This window comes from Flavobacterium sp. 3HN19-14 (genome assembly GCF_051373205.1).
Lineage (GTDB): Bacteria > Bacteroidota > Bacteroidia > Flavobacteriales > Flavobacteriaceae > Flavobacterium.
Window position 1 is genome coordinate 2,235,732 of record NZ_JBPPZT010000001.1, and the last position, 13,690, is coordinate 2,249,421.

9 protein-coding genes and 4 pseudogenes are annotated in these 13,690 nt (G+C 41.3%); 11 read left to right on the forward strand and 2 right to left on the reverse strand.

Going from position 1 to position 13,690, the window contains the following annotated elements:
* Window positions 1-31: 31 nt before the first annotated feature.
* Together ACSLFW_RS12085 and ACSLFW_RS12090 are read left to right on the forward strand one after the other, a co-directional pair.
* Entirely contained in the window at window positions 32-3,370 is a 3,339-nt protein-coding gene (locus tag ACSLFW_RS12085) for a metallophosphoesterase (protein WP_436555955.1), read from the forward strand.
* A 16-nt stretch (window positions 3,371-3,386) separates the two neighbouring features.
* Window positions 3,387-3,707, forward strand: a complete 321-nt coding sequence (locus ACSLFW_RS12090) for a ShlB/FhaC/HecB family hemolysin secretion/activation protein (RefSeq protein ID WP_436555956.1) — start codon at window positions 3,387-3,389, stop codon at window positions 3,705-3,707.
* 95 nt (window positions 3,708-3,802) lie between these two features.
* Here the strand turns inward: ACSLFW_RS12090 and ACSLFW_RS12095 are convergent, their stop codons facing one another.
* Both ACSLFW_RS12095 and ACSLFW_RS12100 read right to left on the reverse strand, forming a co-directional pair.
* On the reverse strand, window positions 3,803-4,003 hold the full coding sequence (locus ACSLFW_RS12095; RefSeq protein ID WP_436555957.1) for a hypothetical protein: 201 nt from the start codon (window positions 4,001-4,003) through the stop codon (window positions 3,803-3,805).
* 83 nt (window positions 4,004-4,086) lie between these two features.
* Window positions 4,087-4,674 (reverse strand): hypothetical protein, encoded by a 588-nt coding sequence (locus ACSLFW_RS12100; RefSeq protein ID WP_436555958.1) that lies wholly within the window; start codon window positions 4,672-4,674, stop codon window positions 4,087-4,089.
* A 114-nt stretch (window positions 4,675-4,788) separates the two neighbouring features.
* Here ACSLFW_RS12100 and ACSLFW_RS12105 point away from each other — a divergent pair.
* The 9 genes and pseudogenes from ACSLFW_RS12105 (at window position 4,789) to sucD (ending at window position 13,621) form a co-directional block, all read left to right on the forward strand.
* Window positions 4,789-6,024, forward strand: a pseudogene (locus tag ACSLFW_RS12105) (HD domain-containing protein).
* A gap of 110 nt (window positions 6,025-6,134) precedes the next feature.
* Window positions 6,135-7,160: a UDP-3-O-(3-hydroxymyristoyl)glucosamine N-acyltransferase gene (gene lpxD / locus ACSLFW_RS12110; RefSeq protein WP_436555959.1), complete on the forward strand. Its 1,026-nt coding sequence runs from the start codon at window positions 6,135-6,137 to the stop codon at window positions 7,158-7,160.
* 15 nt (window positions 7,161-7,175) lie between these two features.
* Window positions 7,176-8,602, forward strand: a pseudogene (locus ACSLFW_RS12115) (bifunctional UDP-3-O-[3-hydroxymyristoyl] N-acetylglucosamine deacetylase/3-hydroxyacyl-ACP dehydratase).
* Window positions 8,599-9,384, forward strand: a pseudogene (gene lpxA, locus ACSLFW_RS12120) (acyl-ACP--UDP-N-acetylglucosamine O-acyltransferase). The pseudogenes ACSLFW_RS12115 and lpxA overlap by 4 nt, the downstream one beginning before the upstream one ends.
* A 51-nt stretch (window positions 9,385-9,435) precedes the next feature.
* Window positions 9,436-10,003, forward strand: a pseudogene (efp, locus tag ACSLFW_RS12125) (elongation factor P).
* A 34-nt stretch (window positions 10,004-10,037) separates the two neighbouring features.
* On the forward strand, window positions 10,038-10,967 hold the full coding sequence (locus ACSLFW_RS12130; RefSeq protein ID WP_436555960.1) for a UDP-3-O-(3-hydroxymyristoyl)glucosamine N-acyltransferase: 930 nt from the start codon (window positions 10,038-10,040) through the stop codon (window positions 10,965-10,967).
* Between the two features lies 1 nt (window position 10,968).
* Window positions 10,969-11,331 carry a nuclear transport factor 2 family protein gene (locus tag ACSLFW_RS12135; protein ID WP_436555961.1) on the forward strand — a complete coding sequence of 121 codons (363 nt, stop codon included), beginning with the start codon at window positions 10,969-10,971 and terminating at the stop codon, window positions 11,329-11,331.
* Window positions 11,332-11,442: 111 nt separating this feature from the next.
* Window positions 11,443-12,501: a hypothetical protein gene (locus ACSLFW_RS12140; protein ID WP_436555962.1), complete on the forward strand. Its 1,059-nt coding sequence runs from the start codon at window positions 11,443-11,445 to the stop codon at window positions 12,499-12,501.
* 247 nt (window positions 12,502-12,748) lie between these two features.
* Window positions 12,749-13,621, forward strand: coding sequence for a succinate--CoA ligase subunit alpha (gene sucD, locus ACSLFW_RS12145; protein WP_436555963.1), 873 nt, complete (start codon window positions 12,749-12,751; stop codon window positions 13,619-13,621).
* The last annotated feature ends 69 nt before the right edge of the window (window positions 13,622-13,690 follow it).

Genomic DNA, 13,690 nt, shown 5'->3' on the forward strand with positions numbered 1-13,690 from the left:
TAAATCCAATCGCCCGTTAATTGCGGTTTTATTGCTTTTACTCCCAGTTTTATTTCTGGATTCATGTGCGACTTATCACACGCAATACGGCCGCGAAACGATTACGAATGCCGACACTTTGCAAAAATCGCCTTTGCTGCATACTTTTTACCTGATTGGCGATGCCGGAAATGCAGATAAGGAAGACGCCGTAGAAAAACTCAAATTCATGCAGGCAAGGTTGAGTAAAGCGAAAAAGGAAAGCACCTTATTGTTCTTGGGCGACAATATTTATCCGGCCGGAATGCCCGCAAAAGACAAGCCCGAACGCCTACTCGCAGAACAAAAAATGAACAACCAGTTTGCCTTGGCAAAGGATTTTAAAGGAAAAACGATTTTTATTCCGGGCAACCACGATTGGTACAGCGAAAGTGCGCAGGGATTGAAGCGCGAGGAAAAATATGTCAACGATAAATTCTCTGAAAAAAAATCATTCATGCCCAAAAACGGCTGTGCGATTGAAGAACTTAAAGTGAATGATAAGATTTCGATGATTGTGATTGATTCGCAATGGTATCTTGAAAATTGGGATGATATTCCGAATATCAACGACGATTGCGACATCAAAACACGCGAAGATTTCTTTGACGAACTGGCAGATTTAATCAACAAAAACCAGAACAAAACGACGATAATTGCGATTCATCACCCGATTATCAGCAATGGCGTTCACGGCGGGCAATATTCCATGTACAAGCAGATTTTTCCGTTTCAGTCGGATTTGCCCTTGCCGGTACTCGGAACTTTGCTTAATGTTTTCAGGAGAACCTCCGGGCTGGATCCGCAGGATGCGCAGGACAAACGATATGGCGCACTTGTCAAACGCATTTCCGCTTTAATCAAAGACGAAAAAAATATCATTGTCGTTTCCGGGCACGAGCACAACTTGCAATACATCGAAAATGAAACCATCAACCAGATCATCAGCGGCGCAGGCTCGAAATCGGAAGCGGCCAGGGCAGTGCATTCAAAAGACTTTTCTTATGGAGGCAATGGTTACGCGGTTTTGCAGGTGTATGAAAAAGGCGAATCTGTTGTTACTTATTACGGTTTGGAGAGAAATAAGGAAACGATGTTATACCGCCACCAGATTACGTTTCCGAAAGAAGTATTTGTCCCGAAAACTTATCCTTCAACATTTAAAAATGAATATTCGGCATCGGTTTATGATTCGACTTTGACACGGAGAAATGTTTTCCATAATTTCTTCTGGGGAAAACATTACCGGAAATATTACGCAAAATCAATTAAAGTAAAAGCAGTCAGCCTCGATACTTTGTACGGCGGCCTCAAACCTGAAATCGAAGGCGGCGGCCACCAATCATTGTCGCTCAGGCTTACAGACAAAAACAAAAAACCGTATGTAATGCGCGCATTGAAAAAAAGCGCGGTGCGTTTCCTGCAAACCGTAGCATTCAAAAACCAGTCGATTGAAGAAGATTTTAAGAATACTTATGCAGAAAGTTTCCTACTTGATTTTTACACATCTTCACATCCATATACTCCATTTGTAGTTTCAAAAATGGCTGATGCAATTGGATTAAAACATACCAATCCGAAACTTTTTTATGTGCCAAAACAAAATGCGCTGGGATTGTACAACGAAGAATTTGGTGACGGGTTGTATATGATTGAAGAACGTCCTGCCGATGGATTTGAAAACCTCAAAAGCTTCGGGAAACCTGAAAAAATTGTTTCGACTGAAGATGTCCTGGCCAATATCGCCAAAGACCAAAAATATAAAGTCGATGAAAAAGAATACATCCGCGCGCGGATTTTCGACATGTTAATCGGCGATTGGAGCCGTCACCACGACCAGTGGAAATGGGGCGAATATACCGAAAACGGCAATGTGATTTACCGCCCGATTCCGCGTGACCGCGACCAGGCTTTTCCGAAATATGACGGTGCGTTGTTGTATCTGGTCATGAAAAACCCGGCGCTGCGCCACATGCACACTTACAAAAAAGAAATGGGCAACGTAAAGTGGTTTAATATGGAAGCGTATCCGTTAGACCTTGCATTTATTACGGCTTCTGACAAAAAAGTATGGGAAGAACAAGCCGATTTCATCCAGAAAAAACTCACCGATGCAATTGTTGAAAATGCATTTCTCGATTTGCCGAAAGAAGTTCAGGACGAGACTTCCATCAAAATCATGAACAATTTAAAGTCACGCAAAAAACACCTCAAAGAGTATGCCGCAAGATATTACGAAGTGCTTCAGAAAACTGTTGTCATTGTCGGAACAGACAAAAAAGACAAATTCAGCATCACCAGAATGCCCGGCGGAAAAACCGAAGTCAAAGTTTTCAGGATAAAAGATGACAAGGAGGTTCCGGTCAGCAATCGAACCTATAATAGAAATGAAACCCGTGAAATCTGGATTTACGGACTCGACAATGACGATATTTTTGAAGTTAAAGGAAAAGGATCACGACCAATAAGATTACGTCTTTTAGGTGGATTGGAAAATGACGGTTACGTGATTGAAAACGGCCGGAAAGTCAATATTTACGATTACAAAACAAAGAAAAACGACATCAAAGCCGATTCAAAAACAAGCGTTTTGCTTACCGATGATTATAACATCAACAATTATGATTATAAAAAACCAAAATACAACGCCATTGCCGGACTTCCGAATATCGGATTCAACCCTGATGACGGAATTAAAGCGGGCGCGAACATCAATTACACCGTAAACAGTTTCAAGCGCAATCCGTTTTCGCAAAAGCACAACCTCAAAGTGAATTATTATTTTGCGACAAAAGGCACGGAAATATTATACAAGGGCACTTTTCCGAACATCCTGCGCAATTGGAAAGTATTGTTGGAAGCGCAGTATACAAGTCCGGTTTTCAGTTTTAATTTCTTCGGATACGGCAACGAAACCAAAAATTACGACGACGCTCTAGGTATGGATTATAACCGTGTGAGAATACAAATAATGAAAGTAGCGCCATCAATGCGTTGGGACAGCGACGCCGGAACTTATTTTTCTGCGCAGGCAACTTTCACTTCGATGGAAGTGGATCAATCGACTGACAGGTATATCGGTTCTGTCGGTGTTGTTGATCCGTCTGTTTATGATACGAAAAATTTTGCTGGTGCCAATCTTAAATATGGTTTTGAAAATTATGACAACACTTCATTGCCAACTTTGGGCATGAAATTTTACCTCGAAGCTGGCGTGCAGAGTAACACCAAAGATACCAAACGCACGGTTCCGCACATCGAAGGATTGATTGGTTTGAGCCATAAAATTACTTCGAACGGAAAATTCGGTTTTTGGCACACAGGCGAAAGCAAAATTCCTTTTCAGCAATGAATACGAATTTTACCAAATGGTGACTGTCGGTGGCGATTTTGATATTCGCGGATTCAGGAAAGAGCGTTTTTCAGGCAAACGCGGATTTGCGCAGACAACTGATTTGCGCTATGAAATCGGGAAAATCAGGAATTTCATCGTGCCGCTTAAATATGGCTTTTTGGTTGGATATGATTACGGACGCGTCTGGATTCCGGGTGAAAATTCCGACAAATGGCATACTTCTTACGGCGGCGGATTATGGCTCAATGGAATGAATGTGGTTACTGCGAAAATTAATTATTTTAATTCTGAAGAAGGAGGAAGGGTGACGTTCGGGCTTGGATTCGGGTTTTAGGAGATAGCAGTTTGCAGATAGCAGATTTCAGACTGCAGTTTTAAAGAACCGTTTTTCTGCTATCTGCGTTCTGCCAACTGTTGTCTGAAATCTGCCTACTTTTTCAAATCTAATTGATAAAGTTTTCCGCCGGTTTTCTTATCCTTTTCATCCGAAATATAAACTTCGGAATTATTTAAAAAACCAATGCCTTCTTTTTGGGAATAATGCTTCAGGTCGATTTCTTTTACTTTTCCCGAGAAAAAATCATCACCTGAGAAATTTTCAAAAAGCCAGACTTTGCCGCAGCTTAACAAAACTATTTTCTTTCCATCCGGACTGATATCAGCACCTGTAATGGCACATTTCCTGAATTCGTCACAAGTTTTAAAACTACCGATTAATTGCGCTGCATTACGTCCGGTTTTGTTGGCGACTTTATATAATTGTGTCGTTCCGTCAAATTTGGAACTGCGGTTTTTGGTGAAAAGATAAAAATTGTCATTGTGAAAAAGAACGCTTCGCAGTCGAAAATGCGTTGTGATTTTTTGGGCGGAAAATCTTGCTGTTCGGGATAATAAAACTCGATTTTTTCGGCGATTTGTGTTTCGGGTTTGACTAAATCTGCTGCATTGATTTTATAAATCGCAAGGTTTTGGCGCTCGTTGGCATTGTTTCCGAAATCGCCGATGTAGATATTACCGTCGTTATCCGAAGTCAGATCTTCCCAGTCGTTATTTTCAACGCCATTTATGTGAACAGTATTGATGATTTCTCCTTTCGTATTGAGTCCGTAAATTTCAGGTTGATTGCCGCTGTCTTCGCAAACCCAAATCAATCCTGATTTTTCTGAAATTTCAGCAGACGAAACTTCCTTTAAATTATTAGGAAAATCAAAAATTACGGATAAAGATTCCGGTTTTTCAGCGCATGAAGCGAACATTAACGAAATAAGTATAAGCAGCATTTTGGCACAGATTTTTTTCATTTTATAAAATTAAGCAACCCAAATTAAATCCCAATCTTAAAATCCCCAAAACTTTGATAAAACTGGGGTTTTACGTATATTCGCTATCTTTGCCAATCAAAATTCCGCACCAAAGTGAGCCAATTCAACAAGCTTAAAATCTTCAACGACCCGATTTACGGTTTTATCACCATTCCTGACACTATAATTTATGATTTGATCCAGCACCCATATTTCCAGCGTTTGCGCCGGATTTCACAAATGGGATTGTCATATCTGGTTTATCCGGGCGCGCACCACACGCGTTTCCACCACGCGATGGGGCGTATGCACATCATGCAGAAAGCGATTGAAGTCATCCGTTACAAAGGCACCGAAATTTCTAAAGAAGAAGAAAAAGCTTTATACGTCGCTATTTTATTACACGACATCGGAACACGGGCCGTTTTCGCATGCGATGGAGCACAGCATCGTCGAAGATGTAAGCCACGAATCGATTTCGTTGCTGTTCATGAACAAGCTTAATGCAGAATTCAACGGAGAACTGACGCTGGCAATTGAAATTTTCAAAGAAAAATACCACCGGAAATTCATGCTGCAACTCATTTCCAGCCAACTCGACATGGATCGCATGGATTATCTCAAACGCGACAGTTTTTACACTGGCGTAGCCGAAGGAAATATCAATTCTGACCGCTTAATCCAAATGATGAGTGTTAAGGATGAAACTTTGGTCATTGAAGAAAAAGGCATTTATTCCGTTGAGAAATTCCTCATGGCGCGCAGGCTGATGTATTGGCAGGCCTATCTTCACAAAACCAGTCTGGCTGCAGAATTGATCCTTACGAAAACTTTAAAAAGAGCAAAAGAGTTAACCCAAAAGGGAATTGAGCTTAGCGCCAGCAAACCGCTGTCTTATTTTCTCCACAATAAAATTGAAATGGAAGATTTTAACGATGAAACGCTGGATTTGTTTTCGCAGCTCGACGATTCCGACATCATCAGTGCGCTTAAAGCCTGGCAAGACCATGAAGATTATGTATTAAGTTCACTCAGCAAAATGATCATCAACCGCGATTTGCTGAAAATTAAAGTCAGTGAAGAAAAGTTCACTAAAGAAGATGTCGATGCGAAAATCAACGAATTCGCCGCTTCCGAAAGTATTTCTGCCGCAGAAGCGCAATATTTCGTTTTCCGCGGAAAAATCAAAAGCCAGGCTACAACAAAGAAGCCGAACCCATCACGATTCTCAAAAAAGATAAAACCACTGAAGATGTGGTAACTGCATCCGACCAATTGAACCTGAAAGCGCTAACAAAAGCCGTCACGAAATATTACATTTGTTTTCCAAAAGTACTTGCTAAAAATTAACATTTAAAACCTATTTTTTATACTTTTGTGGCGACGAAATTTTTAAAGTTGTATTTTGTAACAAATCAACCGTTGCAAATACCAATTTCGGGGCGAAATAAATCTGATAAATGAAATTCACAGCAGAGCAAATAGCGGGCATTTTAGAAGGCGAAGTTATCGGAAATCCGCTTGCCGAAGTTTCCCGCTTGTCAAAAATCGAAGAAGGAACTGACGGTTCGCTGACTTTCCTGTCAAACCCGAAATACCAGAATTTCATTTACTCTACAAAAGCATCTGTTACCATTGTCAATACTACTTTTGTCGCTGAATCGCCATTGAGCACGACTTTAATCAAAGTTGAAGATGCTTACGGCGCATTTTCGAAAATCCTTGAGTTTTACAACGAAGTCAAGCATAACAAAAGTGGCATCGAACAGCCATCTGTTATTTCAGAAAACGTCACTTACGGCGACAATTTATATCTTGGAAGTTTCAGTTATATTGGCAAAAACGTAACAATTGGCAACAATGTCAAGATATATCCTAATTCTTTTGTTGGTGATAATGTTGAAATTGGGAATAATGTAATTATTTTTGCCGGAGCCAAGATTTATTCCGAGTCAAAAATCGGGAACAATTGCAGCATACATTCCGGTGCCATCATTGGCGCGGATGGTTTTGGTTTTGCACCGAATGAAGACGGCACCTACACCAAAATCCCGCAAATAGGCAATGTAATTCTGGAGGATAATGTAGATATTGGCGCCGCAACGACGATTGACCGTGCAACGATGGGTTCTACGATTATCCGAAAAGGCGTGAAACTCGACAACCAGATTCAGATTGCGCACAATGTTGAAATTGGTGAAAATACTGTCATTGCCGCACAAACCGGTGTTGCAGGTTCGACCAAAATCGGCAGGAATTGCATGATTGGCGGACAAGTTGGTATCGCCGGGCATTTGTCAATCGGGAATAATGTTCGGATTCAGGCGCAGGCAGGAATCGGGAAGAACATCAAGGACGACGAAATAATCCAGGGAAGCCCTGCATTTAATTATAGTGATTTTACGAAATCATACGTACATTTCAAAAACCTGCCGAAAATCGTTGCAGAGCTTGAAGAATTGAAGAAAAAGATAAACAAACAATAACAAAACGGACTTAACATGGTTAAACAAAAGACCATCAAAAACGAAATTTCATTAACAGGAGTCGGACTTCACACCGGAAAAGAGGTGAAAATGACTTTCAAACCGGCACCCATAAACAACGGATTTACCTTTGTAAGAGTTGATTTAGAAGGCAGCCCGGTCATTGAAGCTGATGCCAATTATGTGGTAAACACACAAAGAGGAACGAATCTTGAGAAATTGGGTGTCAAAATCCAGACTTCAGAACATGTTTTGGCAGCTTTCGTTGGTTGTGATGTAGACAATGTAATCATTGAACTGAACGCTTCTGAGCCGCCAATCATGGACGGTTCTTCGAAATTTTTTGTTGAAGCTATCGAAAAAGCGGGCATCGAAGAGCAGGAAGCAGAAAGGAAATATTATGTCGTAAAAGAAGTAATTTCATTTACTGATGAAGCCACAGGAAGCGAAATCCTTGTGATGCCAAGCGACGATTATCAGGTAACCGCAATGGTTGATTTCGGTACGAAAGTACTCGGAACACAGAATGCTACGATGAAAAGCATCGCCGATTTCAAAAGTGAAATTTCTGAATCCAGAACCTTCAGCTTTTTGCACGAATTGGAATCATTGCTCGAAAACGGTCTTATCAAAGGCGGCGATTTGAACAATGCCATCGTTTATGTAGATAAAGAAATCTCAGAATCCACAATGGAAAGCCTGAAAGTCGCTTTTGGGAAAGAGAAAATTTCCGTGAAGCCAAATGGTATTCTTGACAACCTGACTTTACATTATCCGAATGAAGCTGCAAGACACAAATTGCTTGATGTTATTGGTGATTTAGCACTAATCGGAACAAAAATCAAAGGAAAGGTTATCGCGAATAAACCATGAACATTTCCGTCAATACCCAATTCGCGAAAAAGATGGCGAAAATCATCAAAATCGAGCAAAGAAACCAGGTTCCGGTTTATGATTTGAACCAGGAGCCATTGATGGACGTCAATAAAATCATGTCGATGTTGCCACACAGGCCACCATTTTTGTTGGTAGACAAAATTTTTGAATTGTCTGATGTGCACGTTGTCGGTGTGAAAAATGTGACGATGAACGAGCCGTTTTTCGTAGGGCATTTTCCTGGCGCGCCTGTAATGCCGGGCGTTCTGATTGTAGAAGCGATGGCGCAATGCGGCGGAATTCTCGTTTTAAGCACTGTTCCGGATCCGGATAATTACCTGACTTTTTTCATGAAAATCGACAATGTGAAATTCAAGCATAAAGTGCTTCCGGGCGATACTTTGGTTTTCAAATGCGATTTGATTACGCCAATTCGCCGCGGCATCTGCCACATGCAAGCCAATGCTTATGCGAACGGAAAATTAGTCGCTGAAGCAGAATTAATGGCGCAAATCGCCAAAAACAATAATCCGGTTTTTAAACCAAAAAATATAAAACACAGATGAATCAACCATTAGCATATGTTCATCCGGCGCAAAAATCGCCAAAAACGTCGTCATCGAGCCGTTTACAACCATTCATAATAATGTTGTGATTGGCGACGGCACGTGGATTGGTTCCAACGTAACCATCATGGAAGGTGCCAGGAATCGGGAAGAATTGCAATATTTTTCCGGGTGCTGTCATTTCTGCCGTTCCGCAGGATTTGAAATTTGGAGGTGAAGAATCACTCGCAATCATCGGTGATAATTGTACCATCCGCGAATGCGTAACAATCAACCGCGGTACGATTGCTTCTGGGCAAACTGTTTTGGGCAACAATTGCCTTGTAATGGCAACTGCGCATATCGCACACGATTGCCACATCGGTGACAACGCAATTATCGTAAATGGTGTTGCACTGGCAGGACACGTAATCGTAGGAAATCACGCCATCATTGGCGGCTTGGCTGCAGTTCACCAATTTATTCATATTGGTGACCATGCGATGATTTCAGGTGGTTCGCTGGTTAGAAAAGACGTTCCGCCTTACACAAAAGCCGCTAAAGAACCCCTTTCCTACGTCGGGATTAATTCTGTCGGATTGAGGAGAAGAGGATTTTCGACAGATAAGATTCGCGAAATCCAGGAAATTTACAGGATTTTATACCAGAAGAATTACAACACTTCCCAAGCTGTAAGCATTATTGAAGCGGAAATGGAGGCTACGACTGAAAGAGATGAAATCCTTGACTTTATTCGTAATTCCTCAAGAGGTGTAATGAAAGGTTACACAGGAAATTATTAGTATTAGTCGGCACAATTTAAAATTTAACATTCAACATTTAAAATAAAAATAATGGCATCTACATCAGATATTAGAAACGGATTATGCATCAAGTTTAACCACGATATTTACAAAATCATCGAATTCCTTCACGTAAAACCTGGAAAAGGCCCGGCTTTCGTACGTACAAAACTGAAAAGTTTGACAAACGGAAAAGTGCTGGACAACACTTTTTCTGCCGGACACAAAATCGATGAGGTTCGTGTTGAAACGCATGAATACCAGTTTTTGTATGCTGAAGGTGATTTGTTCAATTTCATGCACACGGAATCTTACGAGCAAATCCAACTCAACAAAGCGATTTTGGATGCACCGGATTTGTTGAAAGAAAGGAACGACTGTAAAAGTAATCATCAATGCTGAAACTGAAGCACCGCTTTCTGTTGATATGCCCGCTTCTGTAATTTTGGAAGTGATTTATTCTGAACCGGGAGTGAAAGGAAATACATCAACAAACGCAACAAAACCGGCTACTGTTGAAACCGGGGCTACTGTAAACGTACCGCTTTTCATCAACGAAGGCGATAAAATCAAGATTGATACGGCTTCAGGACAATATATGGAGCGTGTGAAAGAGTAAATAAATTCGCTAATTCGCCCATTCGCTAATTAATATGAAGTTTCCAGAAATACAATCCCTCTCCGCAATCGCCAGTCTCATCAACGCTGAATACGTCGGCGATGCTGATTTTGAAGTGCACGGCATGAACGAAATTCACGTGGTGACGCCCGGAGATATTGTGTTTGTCGACCATCCGAAATATTATGACAAGGCGTTAAATTCCGCTGCGACGGTGATTTTGATTAATAAAGAAGTAGATTGTCCCGCCGGAAAAGCGTTGTTGATTTCTGACGACCCATTCAGGGATTTTAATAAACTGACAAATCATTTCAAGCCATTTCAGTCGTCGAATGCATCGATTGCTGAATCTGCAAAAATAGGTGAAGGCACAATCATTCAACCAAATACTTTCGTTGGAAATCATGTTGTAATAGGAAAAAATTGCCTCATTCACGCGAATGTGACGATTTACGATTACACGGTTATCGGCGATAATTGCATGATTCATTCCGGAACGATTTTGGGTGCGGATGCATTCTATTACAAAAAACGCCCCGAAGGTTTCGACCAATTGATTTCAGGCGGCCGTGTTGTGATCGAAGACAATGTCGGAATTGGCGCGCTTTGCACAATCGATAAAGGCGTTACCGGGGATACTACGATAGGAGCAGGGACGAAAATCGATAACCAGGTGCATGTCGGACACGATACCGTAATCGGTAAAAAATGCCTTATCGCATCACAAACCGGAATTGCAGGCTGTGTTGTCATCGAAGATGAAGTCACACTTTGGGGACAAGTCGGCACGACAAGTGGTATCACGATTGGTTCAAAAGCTGTAATTTTAGGCCAAACCGGCGTCACCAAATCTGTTGAGGGCGGCAAAACCTATTTCGGCACACCAATTCAGGAATCGCGCGAGACACTCAAACAAATGGCCAACATCAAGAAAATACCGGAAATTCTCCAAAAATTAAAATAATATGCTTGCTAAAAAACTGCTTCAGGACTTTTACAAATCAGATGCGCTTATTGACAGCGCGGTTATGGATACTTATCTGCATCCCGATGTGGTTGTCGACTGGAACAGCAGCAAGGGTTTTATCCAGATGAAACGTGCAGATATCCTGGCATTGACTGCCGAATTAAGCCGGGCCTACATCCGTTCAAAAGCAAGGATAAGCCACATGATCAAAGAAGGCGATACCGTTGCGGTGCGTTATTCTCATTACGTCAAAACCATTGAAAATCCGCGTGAGGAAATGCTTCTGGCTCACTTTTTCGTGATTTGGGAAATCAAAGACGATAAGTTATTCCGCGGTTACCAGATCAGCCAACTTTCTTAATTTAAATTTCAGGCATACTATACCACCGTTTTTATGTTTGAAGTTTTACGAAGAAACCGCATCGGCCTGATCATCAGAATTACTTGCCTGGTTTGGATTTTAACCAAATTGATGAGTTATAAATTATGGGTTTCTGACCGGCTTTTTCCGTTAATTCCGCCTTTTGATTTTCTGGAAGGTTTTACAGCCGAAACACATCTTGCACTTTTCTACGCAGCACTTTCGGGCATTTTCCTTATTTTTCTTTTTCCAAAAGGCAGGTTTGCATTGTTTCTTGCCATTGCGATAGAATTTTGTTCCTGCATGCTCGACCAAAACCGCTGGCAGCCGTGGGAATTGCAATACATGATTACGGTTTTATTTGCTTTTTTCTACCGCGATAACCCGAAGCAATTCCTCAATTATTTTACGTTTTTAATCGTGATCATCTACTTCAACAGTGGATTACACAAACTCAATGGCAGTTTTCTGTATGATGTTTGGGAAAGCATGATTTTACGCCGCTTTTTCGGTGTTGAAGAAAGCGTAATTGCGCAGAAATGGGTGCATTTCGCCGGATTGTCACTCGGAATTATTGAAGTCGTCGGCGCTCTCGGAATTTTATTCTTCAAAAGAAAAAAATTCTTTGCATTGCTTTTAATTGGCATGCACATTTTCATTCTGGCGATGATTTCCCCAACCGGCCTCAATTACAACATCATCGTCTGGCCGTGGAATGTTGTGATGATAATCCTGATTTACATATTGATTTTCAACCAGTCGGAAGCGCGTGTTTCTTTTTACGGATTGATGAAAGGCGCGAATTTCATTCCGTTTATATTTATCGGGATTTTACCGATCCTGTGTAATTTCGGATTGTACGACAATTTCCTTTCGTTCAATTTATATTCGGGAAGCCTGAAGCAGCTTGAGATTTGCGTTAAAGATGACGGATACGTGAAAGATTATAAACCGTATTTTTCAAACAAGAAAAACTTCTGTGGAGAAGATTACAAAGTACTCAACGCCAATTTCTGGTCTTTAAAAGAAATGAACATCATCGTTTATCCCGAAGAGCGCATTTACCTAGGCGTCATCAAAAAATGGAAACAGCGAAATCCGAAGGCTGACGCGACTTTTCATATTTATCAATACCCTTACAAACCTGAAAACATCAGGGAAATTAAATAGATACGCCTTCGGCTACAGACCGCTTCGTTTTTGGATTTTTTGACTTAACCGACAATAAGGAGCCTCCATTTTTTTCAAAATCTAAGAAGTCTAAAAATCCAAAGGCGCAGCCGTTTCCAAAGCGAAGCGAGTTCAAATATCCGAAGGTACAGTCGTTTCCAAAAAATCCCAAAAAAGACTTCAGATATTCTCCATAAAACCTTATTTTTGCATCACAATTTTAAAAAACAAACTTAAAAGATATATCATGAGTGTTTTAGTTAACAAGGATTCTAAGATAATTGTCCAGGGTTTTACGGGCAGTGAAGGCACTTTCCACGCTTCACAGATGATTGAATACGGTACGAATGTCGTTGGTGGCGTAACTCCGGGTAAAGGAGGAACAACGCACCTGGAGCGTCCGGTTTTCAATACGGTAAAAGACGCGGTGGACAAAGCCGGTGCTGATACCACGATTATCTTCGTTCCGCCTGCATTTGCTGCCGACGCGATTATGGAAGCTGCTGATGCCGGAATCAAAGTTATCATCACTATCACAGAAGGAATTCCGGTTGCTGATATGATTAAGGCTTATGACTATATCAAAGGAAAAAATTGCCGATTGATCGGGCCGAACTGTCCTGGTGTAATTACGCCCGGAGAAGCGAAAGTAGGTATCATGCCGGGATTCGTTTTCAAAAAAGGAACTGTCGGGATCGTTTCAAAATCAGGAACGTTGACTTATGAAGCCGCTGATCAGGTTGTAAAACAAGGTCTCGGCATCACAACCGCTATCGGAATCGGCGGCAACCCAATCATCGGAACAACAACAAAAGAAGCTGTTGAATTGTTAATGAATGACCCTGAAACCGCTTGTATCGTAATGATCGGTGAAATCGGCGGGCAATTAGAAGCAGACGCCGCAAGATGGATTCAGATGGACGGCAACAGAAAACCTGTCGTCGGTTTTATCGCCGGAGAAACTGCGCCAAAAGGCCGCACAATCGGCTACGCCGGTGCAATCGTTGGTGGTGCTGATGATACTGCAGAAGCCAAAAAACGCATCATGCGCGAATGTGGCATTCACGTAGTTGATTCTCCTGCAGAGATTGGTAAGAAAGTAAAAGAAGTACTTGGATAATTGTCAATGAACAATTAATAATTAATATGCTTTGCGATAAAAAACCGAAACATTAGTTTCGGTTTTTTA

Excerpts from the sequence above, each read along its gene's own strand:
- ACSLFW_RS12140 (WP_436555962.1), top strand. The coding sequence starts at position 11,443 with ATGAGTTATAAATTATGGGTTTCTGACCGGCTTTTTCCGTTAATTCCG.
- ACSLFW_RS12090 (WP_436555956.1), top strand. The coding sequence starts at position 3,387 with ATGGTGACTGTCGGTGGCGATTTTGATATTCGCGGATTCAGGAAAGAG.
- ACSLFW_RS12130 (WP_436555960.1), top strand. The coding sequence starts at position 10,038 with ATGAAGTTTCCAGAAATACAATCCCTCTCCGCAATCGCCAGTCTCATC.
- ACSLFW_RS12100 (WP_436555958.1), bottom strand. The coding sequence starts at position 4,674 with ATGAAAAAAATCTGTGCCAAAATGCTGCTTATACTTATTTCGTTAATG.
- lpxD (WP_436555959.1), top strand. The coding sequence starts at position 6,135 with ATGAAATTCACAGCAGAGCAAATAGCGGGCATTTTAGAAGGCGAAGTT.
- ACSLFW_RS12135 (WP_436555961.1), top strand. The coding sequence starts at position 10,969 with ATGCTTGCTAAAAAACTGCTTCAGGACTTTTACAAATCAGATGCGCTT.
- sucD (WP_436555963.1), top strand. The coding sequence starts at position 12,749 with ATGAGTGTTTTAGTTAACAAGGATTCTAAGATAATTGTCCAGGGTTTT.